The sequence below is a fragment of the Microbacterium sp. lyk4-40-TSB-66 genome (assembly GCF_030209475.1).
GTDB lineage: Bacteria > Actinomycetota > Actinomycetes > Actinomycetales > Microbacteriaceae > Microbacterium.
In genome coordinates, this window is sequence record NZ_JARVRW010000002.1 from 523,057 (window position 1) to 539,120 (window position 16,064).

Genomic DNA, 16,064 nt, shown 5'->3' on the forward strand with positions numbered 1-16,064 from the left:
TCCCCGCCCTACCAGCCCATCGAGCCCGGCACGCCCTTGAAGGGCCCCGCGAGGTCGGCTGTCACCCACCCGCCGTAGAAGCCACCGGGCTGGGGTTCGACGGTCTCTCCCCCGAGGATGACGGCATCCATCGGACCCGCGTACACGGCGACGCGGTCGTCCAGGACCTCGTAGCCGGGCATGGGGCGGGGGTAGTTCCACGCGGCCCGCTCGGCAACCGCTCCCCCGCCGCCGTGCACGTCGAAGTACCGCGCCGCCCCCTTGAATTCGCAGAACGATGCGCCCTGCCCGAGCGTCAACGGGACGGTGAACGCCGCGATCGGCACGTAATACACCGGGGGGTGGCTCGTCTCGAGGACGCGGACGACGTCGTCGGTGTCGACGATTCGCGTACCCCCGAAGTCGATCTGCACGCGCCGTCGCTCGCGCTCCACGCGCGGCGGGCGGGGGTAGTCCCACACCGATTCCTGGCCGGGACGAATGGGGTCGGGAACAGGGCGCGCCATGCGTCTACGCTACGCCGGGTCGGCACCCCGGGGGTCGCCCGCTCCTTGACGACGGGCGCACCGACGGGGGACGGCCGCACAGGGTCCCCACGGGTTTTCGATAACCTGGGGCGAAGGGGGCAGCGTGAGCGAGCAGAGAATGACGACCGACGGTCGTCGGTACCGCGTCTATCAGATCGTCGGCATCGTGGTGGCCGTCCTGTTCCTGGCCCTCGGCGTCGCTGCCTTCCTCTCCGGCGGCGGCCCCATCATCGCCGCCATCGCCGTCATCGGAGGTCTCGCCGTGCTGATCGTCTCGATCGTGATGATGGTGCGCTCGTGAGCGCCCCGGGTGAGGACGGCGGCAAGAAGAAGTACCCGCCCGGCACGGTCGTCATCTGGATCGCGGGCGCCGGCATCGGTCTCTGGCTCCTGGTCAGCGGGCTCATCGGCATCCTGTCCGGCGGGAGCTGATCCGGCGCGTCACGGGAATGCCCACGGGCGAGGGTCGTTGTCACCAGGGTCAGCGAATCCCCCTTCGAAAGGACATCATGACGCGCATCGGTCGCAGCGACCTCGACATCTTCCCCCTCTCGCTCGGCGGCAACGTCTTCGGCTGGACGGCTGATCGCGATACGTCGTTCGCGGTCCTCGACGCCTTCCGCGACGGGGGCGGCGATTTCATCGACACCGCCGACGGCTACAGTGCGTGGGTCCCCGGCAACTCCGGCGGTGAGAGCGAGACCCTCATCGGAGAGTGGCTCGCGTCGCGCAAGCCCTCCGACGTCGTCATCGCGACGAAGGTCAGCACGCACCCCGACTTCCGCGGTCTGTCCGCCGCGAACGTGCGGGCCGCCGCCGAGGCGTCGCTGAAGCGTCTCGGCGTCGAGACGATCGACCTGTACTACGCCCACTTCGACGACGCCGACACTCCCCTCGAGGAGACCGTCACCGCTTTCGCCGATCTCGTCCGCGACGGGCTCGTACGCTACGTGGCCGTCTCGAACTACACCGCCGAGCGCATCCGCGAGTGGGTGTCGCTCGCGAAGGCCGCGGGTGCCGACCTCCCCGTCGCCGTGCAGCCGCATTACAACCTCGTGCACCGCACCGAGATCGAGCGGGATATCGTGCCCGTCGCCGAAGAGTTCGGCATGTCGCTCGTGCCGTACTCCGCGTTGGCGAGTGGGTTCCTGACCGGCAAGTATCGTTCGTCGGATGCCACCGGCGCCTCGCCGCGGGCCGGCGGAGCGGCCAAGCTCGCCACTCCCGCGGGCCTCGCCCTCATCGATGCACTCGAAGACGTCGGCTCCGCGCACGGCGCATCCGTCGCCACGACCGCTCTGGCGTGGCTGCGAACCCAGCCGACCGTCGCGGCACCCATCGCGAGCGCCTCAAGGGTCGAGCAGGTCGCTGACCTGCTCGCCAGCGCCTCCCTTGACCTGTCGTCGGACGAGATAGCCCGCCTGTCGCAGGCATCGGAGCCCGCCCAGGCGTGACGGGATCGGACCCCGCTCCGGGGTCCGACCCGCCCATCCGGCTCGACCCGGTGCGGATGGGCGGCGCGGACGGGTGAGAATGGAGGCGTGAAGCTCCTCGTCGCCGCCCACGCGTCCGAACTCACCGCCTTCGAGGCGGACATCCCCGGTTTCGACGTCCTACTCACCGGGGTGGGCAAGATCCCGGCCGCCTCCGCCCTCACCCGTGCCCTCTGTCAGGGCGAGTACGAGGAGATCGTCGTCGTCGGTACCGCGGGCGCGATCGACGACGCGGTCGAAGGCGGCATCTACGACATCGCCGCTGCCATCCAGCACGATGTGAAGGGGCTCGACGGGACCTTCGGTGAGCACGTCTCCCTGCCGCCGCGTGTCGACACCGGCCACGACGGTCTCATCATCGCGACCGGCGACCACTTCGTCGACGATGCCGAGACTGTCGCCCTGATCCGCGGGCTCGGCGCGCGCCTGGTCGACATGGAGTCGTACGCGCTCATCTGGGTCGCTCAGCAGTTCGGCGTACCCATCCGTGTTCTGCGCGCCGTCTCGGACCGTGCGCAGGACGGCGCGACCGAACTCTGGGACGTCGTGGTCGAGCGGTGCAGCCACCAGCTGCGCGACGAACTGCGCACCCGCTACGGCGTCTGATGGCACGCGCGATCCACCCGCCCCACGACGCCGCGGAGATCGCTGTTCTGCGCGCGGTCAGGGGGTCTGCGACCCCGTCTTCGCGCGCTTGGCCAGGTCGGCCACGCCCACGATGAGCGCGAGGCCCAGGAAGACACCGACGGTGATCATGCCCGACGCATAGGCGTCGTGATAGAGCACTACCGTGTCATCCACCGTGTCCTGCTCGCGGTAGACCGTGGCGTAGAACAGCGCCAGGGCGATCGCCGTGCCGACGGCGGTGCCGATGCGCTGACCGAGCTGACCGACGGATCCTGCGACACCGCCGCTTCGCACCGGGATGTCTGCGAGCGTGAGGGTCTGGTTCGGCGAGATCACGAGGCCTCCCGCGAAGCCGCCGAACGTCATGACGGCGGCCATGGCCCACGGGGTCCATTCGGAAGGCGTGAACAACGCCACGAGGACCAAGCCCCCGGCCGTGGCGACCATGCCGAGGATGCCCCACACCACGAGCGGGCGCCCCAGGCGGGTGACGAGGTTGCCCCCGATCCACGAGCTCCACGCCGAGGCGACGGCGAACCCGATCGTCACCATGCCCGCGAACACCGGCTCGAGACCGAGCCCACCCTGGAGGAACAGCGTCCCCAGCAGGAACATCGCCGGTATCGCCGAGAAGTACGCCGTCGATATCAACACGCCGTTCCGATACGACGCCAGCGAGAAGATCGAGAACGGCATGAGCGGCATCCGTCCGCGCTCCGCGTAGCGTCGCTCCCAGAACACGAAGGCCGCGGCGAAGACCACGGATGCCACCAGCAACCACCAGCGGTTCGGATTGTCACCGGGGCTGCCGGTGGTGAACAGGAAGGGCCACATCAGCGCGAGGATCGTGGCCGCGAACAGCACGATGCCCACCGGATCGAGATCGAGACGGCGATGCGATTTCGTGCGGGTGTCGGGGAGGAGCCAGGCGGCCAGGACGATGACGATGGCGACGAGGGGGATGTTGATCCAGAAGATCAGACGCCACCCGTCGGTTTCTCCTCCCAGGGCGATCAGGAGGCCGCCGAGGGTCGGTCCGAAGGCGGTGGCGATGCCGATCGTCGCGCCGAACAGCCCGAAGGCGCGACCGCGCTCTTTGCCCTGGAACAGCTGCTGTACCAACCCCAGCACCTGAGGCATCTGGATGCCGGCGGCCACGCCCTGCAGGAGACGCGCGACCAGCAGCACGGTGGTGTTCGGGGCGAGGGCGCAGGCCAGGCTCGTCACGAGGAAAAGCGAAAGCCCGACGAGGAACAGCACGCGGCGCGACCGGAGGTCTCCGAGACGCCCAGCCGGCACCAGGACCAGGCCGAACGTCAGGATGTAGCCCGATACGACCAGCTGCAACTCGGTGGGCCCCGCGTTCAGCGCAGCCTCGATCGAGGGCAGCGCGACGTTCACCTTCGTCAGGTCGAGGATGGTCAACGCCGCCACGGCGACCGCCACCCAGTACGCCCGCCACCGGTGCCGCGGCGAGAGATCGATGTCGCGGGTGATGGGCGCGGATGTTTTCGAGGGGGTGGGGGACTGATCAGGCATCGTGAGGGACGCTACTCCGGGCCCCCGACATCACCCTCGGGCTTGCGCTCGACGGTCGGCGGCGCCTCGTCGCGCCGCGCGCGTGTTGCCCGGGGTCAGTCGACCTCGCGACGGGCGAACACCGCACGCAGCACGAAGAAGACGATCAGCGCGACCACGGCCACCGCGATCAGCCGGAAGGCGAAGGCGATCAGCGAGAACAGGATGTTCACCAGCACCCAGGCGATGATCACGGCGACGACGACGCCGACGATGGTCCACAGTGTGCTCTTGCGCATGCGACAAGCCTAAACGCGATGCCCGGCCCAGGGTCAGCCGCGGGCGAGCACCACGCCGTGACGGATCACGCTCGGGCCCCGCGGCGTCGCGGTGACCTGCAGCTGCGCCGGCAGCTGATCTTTCATCGAGGCCACGTGGCTGATGACGCCCACTGTGCGGCCACCCTGTCGCAACTCGTCGAGCGTGCGCATGGCGAGGTCGAGGGTGTCGTCGTCGAGCGAACCGAAACCTTCGTCGATGAACAGCGTGTCGAGACGGAGTCCTCCGGCGCGAGCGGTGACGACCTCGGCGAGCCCGAGGGCGAGGGCGAGGGAGGTGAGGAAGGTCTCGCCGCCGGACAGCGACTGCGGCGGGCGACACTGTCCGGTGAAGGCGTCCATGATCTCGAGGCCGAGGCCGCTGGCGGCGCCTCGCGCGGCGAGCGCGTCGGTGTGCTGCAGACGATAGCGTCCGGCCGACATGTGTTCGAGACGCAGATTCGCCGCGGTCACGATCTCTTCGAGCTCTGCCGCGAGCACGAAGGTCTCGAGCGTCATGCGGCGTGTGTTCGGAGCACGACCGGCGACCGTGTCGGCGAGGCGGGCGACGACGGCGTGCTCATCCGCCAGGCTCGCGACAGCCGCGTGTCCGGCGTCGGCGCGCTGGGCGAGGGATCGCAGCCGTTCGGCGAGCGCGTGAGCTCCGGCGTGGGCGGCGGCGATCATCTGCACGGCTTCGCGAGCCGATGCCACCTCGGCGACGACGGGTGCCAGATCGATCGGTTCGTCCCCGGCATCGACGAGCAGGAGTTCGAGGTCGAGCAGTCGCCTCCGCGTCGCGGCGAGCGCCGCGTCATGCTCGGCGGCTGTCGTATCGAGGCTCCGGCGATGCGCGGCGGATCGCAGCGCCGCGGTGACCGCCGCCACATCGGCGAAGGAGCTGTCGGCGACGAGAGCGGCGAGGACGCCGTCGGCGTCGCGGCGAGCATCGCGCGCCGAGGCGACCGCTGCCCGCGCCGACGTGAGGTGTCGTACGGCGTCGCGTCGCGTGCGGAGATCGTCCTGTCGGGCGGCGACCGTGTCGAAGCCACCACGGGCGGCGTCGACCTCGCCGCCGAGCGCCTCGGCACGCTGCTGGGCGAGGGCGAGGTCTTGCCGAGCGACGGCGAGCTCCGTCCCCAGCGTGTCGAGGCGACGGGCGATGGTGGCGTCGAGGTCGGCCGCGCGGTTGCGATCATCCCGGACCCGGTCGTACTCGTCGACGTCGGCCGACGCGGCGACGAGGGAATCATCGGCCGTCGCGAGACGCGCCTCCAAGACCTCGACGCTTTCACCGCCGGCGAGGGCAGCGGCCAGGGCGTGCGCGTCACGGGCCACCCGGGCGGCGTCGGAAGCGAGCCGGTCGGCCTCGACGGCGGCGTTCTTACGGTCCTCTGCGGCGACGAGGTCGGCGTCGCTCACGGGAGCGTCGGAACCGCGAGCGGGGTGCGGATGCTCGTGCGCACCGCACACCGCGCAGGGCTCGCCGTCGACCAGATCGTTCGCCAGTTCGACCGCGGCGCCTGATAGGCGGCGGCGCAGGAGCGTCGTCCACGCGTCGATCGCCCGGTGCAGGTCGTCGGCTCGCACCAGCGAGGCGAGGTCGGCCTGATCGCGCTGATCGAGCAGGCGGGCCGCCTCTCGCGCGGCGTCGAGACGCCGCGCCGTCTCGTTGCGAAGCGCGAGGGCGGCGTCGCGTCGTGCGTCGGCACCGGCCAGCTCGGCGATGCGGTCGTCGAGGGCGCGAAGCATGTCGGGGAGCTCGAGGCGTTCGACCGCGAGCTTCTGCCGCTCGGCGTCGACGGTGTCGACACGCGCCCGAAGGCGGCCCACCTCACGGTCGAGAGCGGCGAGTTCACGCTCGATCGTCAGCGCGGCTTCTCCGCGCGACAGGAGAGCGGTCAGCGCATCGTCGCGCTCAGCCAGGCCGGCCTCGTCCGCGAGCACCTCATCACGGGCTCGCACCCGATCTTCGGCGTCGGCGAGCCTCTCGTCGGCGAGGGCGCTCGCACGGCGGGCGGCCTCAGCGGCCTCGATCGCGGGGCGGAGGTCTTCGGCGCCGGCAGCGGCTTCGGCTTCACGGCGGATGGCGGCGACCGCCTCGGCCTCGGCCTCGAGGACCGCGAGCCTCTCGCGCTCTCGAAGTCGTTCGCGCTGTCGCTCGGCCAGCGAACGCGCTTCGCGCTCGGCGACCAGGGCGGCGTCGAGCCGGGCGTCGACGGCCTGGTTCTCGCGAGCGAGTGTGTCGACCCGGTAATCGGCGCGCTCGACCGCCCGGACGACCAGCGCGAGCCGCTCGGAGACGCCGCGGACGACTCCCTCGTCGCTCCGGGTCGAGCCGTCGTGCTCGCGCTGGTCGAGCTCGCCGACCAGGCGCTCGGCCTCGTCGAGGAGGGTCGCCACCTCGACGCCCTCGGCGGCCAGACGCTCGCTCGCGCGCTTTCGGCGCTCATCGAGATCGGCGGCGTACTGCTCGAAGGACCGCGTGCCGAACAGGGTGCGCAGCAGAGTCAGTCGCTCGTCGTTCTTCGCCAGGAGGAAGCGGGCGAAACGGTTCTGCGCCAGCAGGATGACCTGCAGGAACTGCTGCTGGGTGAGACCGAGGATCTCGTCGAGGCGAGCCCCCACGTCCACCGGCCGCGCCGCGACCCCCGTCCAGCCCTCGGGCGCGAGTATCTCCAGCAGAGCTCGGTGCGGTTCTCTGGTCGTCCCGCCGCCGCGACGCTTCGGCCGCTCGAACTCCGGCGATCGCGTGACGCGCCAGCGTTCGCCCTCGGCACTGAACTCCAGCGTGACGCGGGTCGGGTCGTCGGGACCGCAATGGTCGCTCCGCAGGCGCCGCTCCGCTCCGTCGTAGCGCGGAACACCCCCGTACAGGGCGTAGCAGACACCGTCGAGCACGCTGGATTTGCCCGCGCCGGTGCGGCCGGTGATGAGGAAGATGCCGTCGTCGGCGAAGGCGTCGAAGTCGACCTCCTGCGCGTCGAGGAACGGTCCGAAACCCTCGAGTTCGAGGCGGTGCAGCTTCATGCGCGCGCCTCGGCCATTGTGCGGGCGGCGAGCACGTCGTGGATGAGTTCGCGTTCGATCACCGATGCGCCCTCTCCTTCACGCACGTGCGAGAGGAAGGCGTCGATCACCTCGGCGTCGTCTCGGGCCGCGCGCACGCGCCGCGCATAACCGAGACCGTCATCGGACGATGACGCCGCCGGCAGGTGCACCACGGTCGCGCACCACGGGAAGCGCTCTTGCAGACGACGCATCGGGTCGGGCTGAGGGGTGGCGTCGGTGTACTCCGCGCGCACCCACTGCTCGCTGTGGTCCGCGAATCGTTCGTCGGTCAGCAGGTCGTCGAGCGGCCCCCTCAGGGTGACGAGGGGACGGGGCACCGGGAGGTCGAGCCACCGCACCGACGACAGTCCGGCCGCGTCGAGGTCGACGAGCCACGACCCGCGGGGTTTGCCCGCCTCACCGAAGCTGTAGTGCAGCGGAGCCCCCGCGTACCGCACGCGCTCGGAGAGCTGTTGACGGCCGTGGATGTGTCCGAGGGCGACGTAGTCGGGCCCGTCGAACGCGGACAGGGGGACGACGTCGAGTCCCCCCTGCCGGATCTCGCGCTCGACGCCGGGAGTCGACTCGACACCGGCGGCGAAGCAGTGCGCCGCGACGACGGAGCGCCCCCCGCGCGCGGCCGCGTCGGCGCGAACGAGATCGAGGGCGTGCGTCATCGTCTGCGCCTGGCTGCGCAACTCGACGCCCGCCCACAGGTGCCGCACGATGGCTGGCTCGAGGTAGGGGATGCCGTAGACGTGTACGGGACCGTGCTCGTCGACGAAGGTCACCGGTGTGCCGACCGTCGAGGGGTCCGTCAGGACGGCGATGTCGGCCCGCAGCAGCGCAGACTGGAAACCGAGACGGGCTGCGGAGTCGTGGTTGCCGCTGGTGACGAGCACTCGGGCACCCGCGTCGGCGAGGGCGGCGAGGGTGCGGGACAGCACGGGATAGCAGGCCGCCGACGGTGCCGCGGAATCGAAGACGTCGCCCGCCACGATGACGAGGTCGACCGCGTTCTCGCGCACCTGCTCGACCAGCACGTCGAGCACGCCGGTGAGCGCGTCGAGGGTGGAGTGCCCGTGGAACGAGCGCCCGATGTGCCAGTCGGAGGTGTGCAGGATGCGCATGCAGCCACGGTACGACGCACCTCCGACATCGGCTCGCAGCAAACGCGCACACGGCACCCGCCGGCCCGTGCGAACCCCGCACGCACCGCAGCCGAACACACGCGACGCGGACGCACCGACCCCGGACGCACGGACGCCCCGCCCCGCCTCGACGGCGGTACGGGGCGTCTGCGGGGTGATCAGCCTTCGGCGACCTCGGCCGCGAGGGCGCGGATCCGGTCGTCGCCGAGGTCGAGCCCGACGTCGGTGAAGCGCTGACGCAGCACGTCGGCGATACGGCTCTCGCTCTTGTCGCCGACGTCGGCCCGCGTCTGGACGATGACGCCGCGGATGCGTGCCTCGTCGTCGGTGGGGTGGGTGTCCATCGCCGGTTCGGACTGCTCGTCCGGTCGCGGGGTCTTGCGGTCGCGGTGAACGGCACCGCCGACCGAGTCGGCCGCGTCAGCACCTCCGTCGGGACCGGAGCTGGGCTCGGGGGCCCGGGTTGCATCCGACATGTCAGTCCTCCGTACTCAGGTCGGGGTCGATGCCCTGGCTGGCGGCATCGCCTTCGATGGGGTCCGAGGGCGCGGCGTCGTTCAGACGCGGAGATCCCTTGGCGTGATCGTTGCGCTCGGCGGTCTCACCGTCGGCCACAGCGCCACTCTCCCAGCCACCGGGCGGGTCGGCGTCGATGACGCCCTCGGGCAGATCGCGATCGTCGTTCATGACTTTCCCCTTTCGAGGTCTTCAGCTTCGTCGCGTCGGACGGACCTCGGGCAGGGGTTGACCTTGCCGCACGCGCCCGTATGCGTTTCAGACGCTGGACGCCGGGCGCTGATGCAGGATGCCGGCGCGCTCGGGATGGGCGTCGAACCACTCCCCCACGTACCAGCACACCGGGATGACCTCGCGCTCGCCGGCCTCCTCGATCGTGTCGACGGCGCGCTCGGTGACGATGGCGGCGTAGCCGTGCCCTCGGAAGGTGGGGATGGTGAAGGCGCGGGTGAGGGCGATCGTGCGCCCGTCGTCGCGGTAGTCGAGGACGGAGACGAGGTCGTCGCCGCGGTGAAGGGTGAACCGGGACGCCGTCTTGTCGTCGGCGAAATGCAGATCGGACATGCGGAGAGGCTACGCCGGTCGTCGACTCCGAAGACGGGATGCCGCAGAATGCACGGCGGCACCGCAGGTTCACGGGCGCGGATTGAGCAGAATGCGCGGGACTCCGTCCGATGTCATGATTTGACCTGGTCGGACGCAGTGGGTAATAATGCCGCCATGACTGACTTCGCGCGTCCTCTGTCCGCCCGGGAGGCGAACGGGACTGCCGGCATGATGATGCCCGGCCGCGTCGTCATGCGTTGTCGAATGTGCCGCTGACCGCGACCCTCGCCCCGACGACCTCGTGCTTCTGAACGCCGACGTCGTCTTCCGGTCGCCTGGCATCCGCGTCGATCACGCGTCCGCCGGCACCGCGCTCCGGCCCCTCGGCCCTCACCTCCCGTCGAACCCCGCTCACGATGACGCCCGGGTTCACACACCCAAGGATTTCTCCTCATGTCGCTCTCCGCAGTCCTCGACCGTCCCGTGACCGCCTCCGCCCGCCCCGCCACCGCCGGCACGGCATCCTCCCCCCAGCCCGCCGCTCCGGACGCCTCCGTCCCGGCGCCCGCACGCGCCGCCGCCTCGACCGCCCCCCGCGGCTTCGCGCTGTACGTCGGCATCGATGAAGAGAAGGCCGCCGCGGCCGGCGTGAGCCTGGGGACGCTCGTGGAGGCACTTCGTCGCACGCTCGGCGAGCTCGCCCCCGCCGCAGAGACCTACGCCACGGTGGCCCTCGCCCCGGCCGGTGCCGGTGGCCGCGACGTCGACGTCGTCCGTCTGGCGCTGCACGAGCCGTCGGCCGTCGCCCGTACCAAGGACGAACCCGTCGACGAGGACCGCGCCCCCGGCGGCGTGGTCGTCGACATCTCGCGCAAGCGCGTGCTCATCGACGGCGAGTCGGCCGCCTTCACCTTCAAGGAGTTCGAGCTGCTGCAGTACCTCGTGCTGCGCGAGGGGCGCACGATCGAACGCACCGAGCTCGTGTCGTCGTTGTGGGAGGGCTCCACCGACGACGACGCCCCCGGCGAGCGCACCATCGACGTGCACGTCCGACGTCTCCGCGCGAAACTCGGTGCCTACGAGGACATCGTGCGCACGGTGCGCGGCGTCGGCTACCGCTTCGACCGTCACGCCGACGTCTCGATCCGTTACGGCCACGGAACCCCGTCGCCCGACCGTTTCTGATCGCGACGCACACACGGTCGTCGGCACGCCGGGCGGAGGACCGCTCGACGGTGCCGCGGGTTCCTGCCCGGCCGAGCCCGGATGCCGCGATGTCGGCGGTCCGACGTAAGGTGTCGCCATGAGATCGACCGGGGTCCGCTCGCGCCACGCGCCGCGCGATCTCGAGGCGCCGGTCGAACGGCCGATCGAGTCGGACTACCGACCCGTCCACCCCGTCGACATCGGGCGCGCCGTGTCAGCTCAACGGCACGGCAGTAACGACCCCACGTACTTCGCGACCTCCCCCCTCGGGGCGGGTGGCGTCGTCTGGCGCGTGACACGCACACCGCTGGGCGTCGCCACCCTCGCGCTCCGCCAGCGGATCGGGGGGAGCGTCCGGGCAGCCGCCTGGGGCCCCGGCGCACCGTGGGCCCTCGATCAGCTGCCCGCGCTGTGCGGCGCGCACGACGATCCCGACGGCTTCGACGCGTCGCGGCATCCGTCGGTCGCCGAGTGGCACCGTCGCCACCCCGACCTCCGCATCGGGCGTACCGACCTCGTCTTCGACGCCCTCGTCAGCGCGATCATGGAGCAGAAGGTCACGAGCATGCAGGCGTTCTCGGCCTGGCGCAGCATCGTGACCTGGTTCGGCGAGCGCGCACCGGGACCCACTCCCCGCCCCATGTTCGCCCCGCCCGACATCGAGGGGTGGCGCCACGTGCCGTCGTGGGCGTGGCACCGAGCCGGGCTCGAGCCGCCGCAGTCGCGCACCATCGTCGAGAGCGCCCGTCGCGGCGCGTCGATCGTTCACGCCGCGACGGCGGCCCACGACGGCGAGGGTCGCGACCGCGTCTTCATCAGCCTCCGCGGCGTGGGCATCTGGACGAGCGCCGAGACACGCATCCGCGCCTTCGGAGACCCGGATGCCGTGAGCACGGGCGACTACCACCTCGCCCACCAGGTGGGTTTCGCCCTGACGGGCCACCGCACCGACGACGACGGCATGCTCGAGTTGCTCGAACCGTTCGCCGGTCATCGTCAGCGGGTGATCCGACTGATCTACGCCGGGTCGTCGCTCGAGCCGCGCCGCGGACCGCGCCTCAGCCCGGAAGACCACCGCGACCGCTGACCCGCCGGGTCGCGACCCCGCGCGTTGCGAGCCCGCCGCCGAGGACGGCGCCGGCGTCGCGAGGCCGCCCCCGAGGACGGCGCCACCACGGGCGCCCCGCGTTCCCCCTCACGACGGCAGGTGAGGGCGAGACGCACGCCAGTACCCGGTGAACGAGATCATCCGTTTGTCGACGCCGACCCGCACCCAGTGCCGGCGCATCGCCGCGACCAGGGACTGCTCCCCCGCCACCCAGGCGTAGGCGGGCACGACCGCTTCCGCCTCGCTCGCCTCGACCGCCGCGGTCAGCACGGCATAGCCCGGGGTCGCGTGAGGGTCGTCGCGCACGATCCACGCCACCTCGACGCGGGCCGGTGCGGCCAGAGTGCGCACGTCGCCGGCATCCGGCACCTCGATGAAGGCGCGCCCCGTCGCCTCGGCGGGGAGGGAGGCCAGGATGCCGGCGAGCGCGGGGAGGGCGGTCTCGTCGCCGACGAAAGCGAGCGGGCCGCGCAGATCGGCGGGCGGCGCGAACAGCACGCCCTCGTCGAGGATGGCGACGGCGTCGCCGGGCGCGCAGGTCTCGGCCCAGGACGCCGCGGGCCCCGCCGTACCGGCGGCGGCGGAGCCGTGCCGCACGAAGTCGACGTCGAGTTCGGGACCCTGCGCCCCGTCGGCGCGGAAGCCGGCGACGGTGTAGTTGCGCAGCACCGGGCGCTGCGTCTTGGCGATCGCGAGGTAACGCAGATACGCGAAGGTGTCGAGACGGTTCGGCAGGCGCGTGAGCGTCCCCCCGGCGACGGGCAGGAACAGGCGGAACCACTGGTCGGCGCCCATGGGCGTGAAGCGCGCCAGGTCGGGTCCGCCCAGCGTCACGCGCTCGAAGGTCGGCGACAGACGCCGGCGGCGCCGCACGTACAGGGTCAGCAGTTCGCTCTTCTCGGGCGCAAGACGCTTCTGCGCCCCGGTGGTCCGGGCCATCAGGCCCTCCTTCTTCTCGAAAGGGACGGCGCGCAGCGCGTCCCGGCTCGCCCGACACCGCACCGTAGGCTGTGCGACATGACGCAGACGGGAACCGGCTGGCCGCGCGGCCGCACGTATTGGGTGCTGGGCAGCCTGCTCCTGTTCGGACTCGGGGTCCTGTTCGGCCTGGTGTGGCAGAACGTGTGGCTGGGAGTCGTCATCGCCGCGGCGGTGTCGGTCGGGTGGCTCATCGCCTACGAATCCAGCCGCGGCCGCAACGTCGGTGTCAACGACGAGGACAACGGCATCCAACTCTGAGGTCTCATCGGTAGTACACCGCCAGCGGATACGGTCCGTCGCGGCGCACCTGGACGGGCGTACCGAAGACCTCCTGGAGCGTGGACGAGGTCATGAGCTCGTCGGGGGTGCCGACGTGCACGACCCGCCCCTCGGACAGTGCGATGATCCGGTCGGCGTAGGCCGCGGCGAAGTTGACGTCGTGGACGACGATCACGATCGTCTTTCCGAGTTCGTCGGCCGCGCGCCGGAGCCGGCCCATCATGGCGACCGCGTGCTTGATGTCGAGATTGTTCAACGGCTCGTCGAGCAGGATGTAATCGGTGTCCTGTGCGAGGACCATCGCGACGTACGCGCGTTGACGCTGGCCGCCCGACAGCTGGTCGAGGTAGCGGCCGGAGAGGTCGGCGAGATCCAGGAACGCGATCGCCTCGTCGATCTTGGCGTGGTCGTCGTCGGTGAGGCGACCCCGCGAGTGCGGGAAGCGCCCGAAGCCGACGAGCTCGCGGACGGTCAGTCGTGTGACGAAGTGGTTCTCCTGCCGCAGGATCGACACGGTCTTGGCGAGCGCGCGTCCGGGCGTGGACGATACGTCGAGGCCGGCGATGGTGACGCGTCCGCGGGTGGCCGCCGCGAGGCGCCCCACGATGGTGAGCAGCGTCGACTTGCCCGCACCGTTCGGACCGACCAGCGCGGTGACGCCGCCGGCGGGGATGTCGAGGGTGACGGGGCCGAGCACGGTGCGGTCGCCGTAGGTCATGGTGACGTCGGTGAGCGAGATCACGCGACGCACCGCCCCGGTGAGCGGGTGGGCATCAGAGACTCCCCTTCCGGAGCAGGTAGACGAGGAAGAACACGCCGCCGACGAACTCGATGATGATCGAGAGCATGCCGGCCGCGTAGAACACGTGCCGCAGGACGAAGTACCCGCCCAGCAGCGTGGCCATCCCGAGCAGCACCGCGAAGGGCAGCACGACGCGGTGCTGCGCGGAGCCCGCCAGTTGGTACGCCAGGGTCGCGACGAGGAAGCCGAAGAACGTCATCGGCCCGACCATCGTGGTCGACACCGAGATCAGCACGGCCACGAGAACGAGCATCACGATGACCTCGCGCCGGTAGGCGAGGCCCAGGTTGACCGACGCCTCTCGGCCCAACGCCAGCACGTCGAGGCGGTGCCGCGCGCGCCAGACGACGACGAGCACCACCGCGACTACGAGCGTTCCCCACGGGAGGTACTCGGCATCCGAGTTGGAGAGGTTCCCGAAGAGGCGGGCCGAGAGGATGTCGAAATCGCTCGGGGTGAGGAGGCGCTGCATGACGGTGGAGAGCGAGCCGAACCCGACGCCCAGCACGACGCCCACCAACAGCATGATGTGGAGGTTGCCGCGGCGCCCGGCGAACAGCCAGCCGTACAGCAGCGTCGCGAAGCCCACCATCAGCACGCTCTGCACGACCACCTTGACCAGGCCGTCGGTGGCCGAGAGCGCGGCGCTTCCGAAGAAGAACACCAGGGCCGTCTGCATCACGACGTAGAGGGCGTCGAAACCCATGATCGAGGGGGTCAGGATGCGATTCGCGGTCGCCGTGTGGAACAGCACCGTCGCGACCGCCTGACAGCACGCCACCAGAGCGATCGTGGCCAGGCTCACCACGCGAAGGTTCACGGCCAACCAGAAGGCCCGCGAACCGGGTTCGCCCGGGACGTTCCAGGTCAGCACGCCGACGGCCGCGACCGCGACGATCAGGATCAGGAGGCCGAAGCGCAGGGCGATCCGCGGACGACGGGGCGTGACCGCCGGGGTCGTCCGGGTCAGGGTGTCAGCCACGGGCGCGCATCCTCAACAACAGGGTGATGAACACCGCGGAGCCGACGACACCGAGGATCATCGAGACGGGGACTTCGAACGGCATCCGGATGACGCGTCCGACGATGTCGCAGACGACGACGATCGCCACGCCCCCGACGCACACCCAGGGGAGGTTCGCGCGGGCGTTGTCACCGCGCCACATCGACACGAGGTTCGGAACGACCAGTCCCAGGAACGGCAGGAAGCCGACGACGACGGTCGTGACACCGGTGGCGACCGCGACGAGCCCGGTACCGATCAGCAGGACGCGCGTGTGGTCGAGGCCGACGGAGGTAGCGACGTCCCGCCCGAGACCGGCGACGGTGAGGCGGTCGGCGTACAGGAACACGAGCAGGACGACGATCGCGACCACCCAGAGCACCTCGTAGCGTCCGCGCACGATGGAGGTGAAGCTCCCCATGAACCATGTGCCGAGCATCTGCAGCGAGTTGGTCGACACGGCCAGATAGGTCGTGAACGCTGAGACCACCGCCCCGAGCATGATGCCGATGAGCGGCACGACGAGGGAGGAGCGCAGCGAGATGCGCTGCAGGATGGCGATGAACACCATCGTGCCGACGAAGGCGGCGACGGATGCCACGGTCATGCGGACGAACAGGGGCGCGGTCGGGGCGATGAGCACCGTGACGAGGAGACCGAGCGCGGCCCACTCCGACGTCCCCGTGGTGGAGGGCTCGACGAAACGGTTCTGCGTGAGCAGCTGCATGATGAGGCCCGAGACCGCCATGGCGCAGCCGGCCAGGACGAGGGCGGCGGTGCGCGGGACGCGCGAGATGAAGAACATCTCGCCCCCGAAGTCGTCGACGGTCAGGTCGTAGGCGCCGACGAAAAGCGAAAGGACGACGAGCGCCGAGACGCCGGCGACTGCGGCGGGCAGCGCCGTCCGGCGCGAAGTTGTCGAGTTCACTGGCATCCTCC

Annotated in this window: 19 protein-coding genes; 7 read left to right on the top strand and 12 right to left on the bottom strand. The window is 70.8% G+C overall.

Going from position 1 to position 16,064, the window contains the following annotated elements; all coding sequences use genetic code 11:
- Positions 1-8 precede the first annotated feature (8 nt).
- Positions 9-506: a DUF427 domain-containing protein gene (locus tag QRO03_RS04580; protein ID WP_285136333.1), complete on the bottom strand. Its 498-nt coding sequence runs from the start codon at positions 504-506 to the stop codon at positions 9-11.
- A gap of 124 nt (positions 507-630) precedes the next feature.
- Between QRO03_RS04580 and QRO03_RS04585 the strand changes: the two genes are divergently transcribed.
- The 4 genes from QRO03_RS04585 to QRO03_RS04600 all read left to right on the top strand — a co-directional run bounded on the left by QRO03_RS04585 (position 631) and on the right by QRO03_RS04600 (position 2,626).
- Positions 631-828: a hypothetical protein gene (locus QRO03_RS04585; protein WP_285136334.1), complete on the top strand. Its 198-nt coding sequence runs from the start codon at positions 631-633 to the stop codon at positions 826-828.
- Entirely contained in the window at positions 825-959 is a 135-nt protein-coding gene (locus tag QRO03_RS04590) for a hypothetical protein (RefSeq protein ID WP_268774326.1), read from the top strand. Before QRO03_RS04585 ends, QRO03_RS04590 begins: the two co-directional genes overlap by 4 nt.
- 77 nt (positions 960-1,036) lie before the next feature.
- A complete protein-coding gene (locus tag QRO03_RS04595) occupies positions 1,037-1,981 on the top strand; it encodes an aldo/keto reductase (protein WP_285136335.1) in 945 nt (314 codons plus the stop codon).
- Positions 1,982-2,068: 87 nt separating this feature from the next.
- Complete coding sequence (locus tag QRO03_RS04600; RefSeq protein ID WP_285136336.1) at positions 2,069-2,626, top strand: phosphorylase family protein; 558 nt, start codon at positions 2,069-2,071, stop codon at positions 2,624-2,626.
- Positions 2,627-2,683: 57 nt separating this feature from the next.
- Here QRO03_RS04600 and QRO03_RS04605 read toward each other — a convergent pair whose 3' ends face one another.
- The 7 genes from QRO03_RS04605 to QRO03_RS04635 form a co-directional block, all read right to left on the bottom strand.
- Positions 2,684-4,186: an MFS transporter gene (locus QRO03_RS04605; protein WP_285136337.1), complete on the bottom strand. Its 1,503-nt coding sequence runs from the start codon at positions 4,184-4,186 to the stop codon at positions 2,684-2,686.
- A 95-nt stretch (positions 4,187-4,281) separates the two neighbouring features.
- Positions 4,282-4,464, bottom strand: coding sequence for a hypothetical protein (locus QRO03_RS04610; protein WP_285136338.1), 183 nt, complete (start codon positions 4,462-4,464; stop codon positions 4,282-4,284).
- A 33-nt stretch (positions 4,465-4,497) separates the two neighbouring features.
- Positions 4,498-7,512 (bottom strand): AAA family ATPase, encoded by a 3,015-nt coding sequence (locus QRO03_RS04615; RefSeq protein ID WP_285136339.1) that lies wholly within the window; start codon positions 7,510-7,512, stop codon positions 4,498-4,500.
- Positions 7,509-8,663, bottom strand: a complete 1,155-nt coding sequence (locus QRO03_RS04620) for an exonuclease SbcCD subunit D (protein ID WP_285136340.1) — start codon at positions 8,661-8,663, stop codon at positions 7,509-7,511. The genes QRO03_RS04615 and QRO03_RS04620 overlap by 4 nt, the downstream gene beginning before the upstream one ends.
- A gap of 179 nt (positions 8,664-8,842) precedes the next feature.
- Positions 8,843-9,160 (bottom strand): hypothetical protein, encoded by a 318-nt coding sequence (locus QRO03_RS04625; RefSeq protein WP_285136341.1) that lies wholly within the window; start codon positions 9,158-9,160, stop codon positions 8,843-8,845.
- Position 9,161: 1 nt separating this feature from the next.
- Positions 9,162-9,371, bottom strand: a complete 210-nt coding sequence (locus QRO03_RS04630; RefSeq protein WP_285136342.1) for a hypothetical protein — start codon at positions 9,369-9,371, stop codon at positions 9,162-9,164.
- An 87-nt stretch (positions 9,372-9,458) separates the two neighbouring features.
- The gene (locus QRO03_RS04635) at positions 9,459-9,764 is read right to left on the bottom strand and encodes a GNAT family N-acetyltransferase (RefSeq protein WP_285136343.1); all 306 of its coding nucleotides are present in this window, start codon (positions 9,762-9,764) and stop codon (positions 9,459-9,461) included.
- A 435-nt stretch (positions 9,765-10,199) separates the two neighbouring features.
- On the opposite strand from QRO03_RS04635, the gene QRO03_RS04640 reads away from it, so the two are divergent.
- Together QRO03_RS04640 and QRO03_RS04645 are read left to right on the top strand one after the other, a co-directional pair.
- On the top strand, positions 10,200-10,931 hold the full coding sequence (locus tag QRO03_RS04640; RefSeq protein WP_285136344.1) for a winged helix-turn-helix domain-containing protein: 732 nt from the start codon (positions 10,200-10,202) through the stop codon (positions 10,929-10,931).
- Between the two features lie 118 nt (positions 10,932-11,049).
- Positions 11,050-12,039: a DNA-3-methyladenine glycosylase family protein gene (locus tag QRO03_RS04645; protein WP_285136345.1), complete on the top strand. Its 990-nt coding sequence runs from the start codon at positions 11,050-11,052 to the stop codon at positions 12,037-12,039.
- Positions 12,040-12,147: 108 nt separating this feature from the next.
- Here the strand turns inward: QRO03_RS04645 and QRO03_RS04650 are convergent, their stop codons facing one another.
- Complete coding sequence (locus QRO03_RS04650; protein ID WP_285136346.1) at positions 12,148-12,999, bottom strand: siderophore-interacting protein; 852 nt, start codon at positions 12,997-12,999, stop codon at positions 12,148-12,150.
- Positions 13,000-13,077: 78 nt separating this feature from the next.
- Between QRO03_RS04650 and QRO03_RS04655 the strand changes: the two genes are divergently transcribed.
- The gene (locus tag QRO03_RS04655; protein WP_055955651.1) at positions 13,078-13,299 is read left to right on the top strand and encodes a hypothetical protein; all 222 of its coding nucleotides are present in this window, start codon (positions 13,078-13,080) and stop codon (positions 13,297-13,299) included.
- A gap of 4 nt (positions 13,300-13,303) precedes the next feature.
- Here the strand turns inward: QRO03_RS04655 and QRO03_RS04660 are convergent, their stop codons facing one another.
- Genes QRO03_RS04660 through QRO03_RS04670 form a run of 3 tightly spaced genes read right to left on the bottom strand, consistent with a single transcriptional unit; the run spans position 13,304 to position 16,059 of the window.
- The gene (locus QRO03_RS04660) at positions 13,304-14,062 is read right to left on the bottom strand and encodes an iron ABC transporter ATP-binding protein (RefSeq protein WP_285136347.1); all 759 of its coding nucleotides are present in this window, start codon (positions 14,060-14,062) and stop codon (positions 13,304-13,306) included.
- A gap of 31 nt (positions 14,063-14,093) precedes the next feature.
- The gene (locus tag QRO03_RS04665) at positions 14,094-15,104 is read right to left on the bottom strand and encodes an iron chelate uptake ABC transporter family permease subunit (RefSeq protein ID WP_285136349.1); all 1,011 of its coding nucleotides are present in this window, start codon (positions 15,102-15,104) and stop codon (positions 14,094-14,096) included.
- Entirely contained in the window at positions 15,097-16,059 is a 963-nt protein-coding gene (locus QRO03_RS04670; RefSeq protein ID WP_502883002.1) for an ABC transporter permease, read from the bottom strand. The genes QRO03_RS04665 and QRO03_RS04670 overlap by 8 nt, the downstream gene beginning before the upstream one ends.
- Positions 16,060-16,064 lie beyond the last annotated feature (5 nt).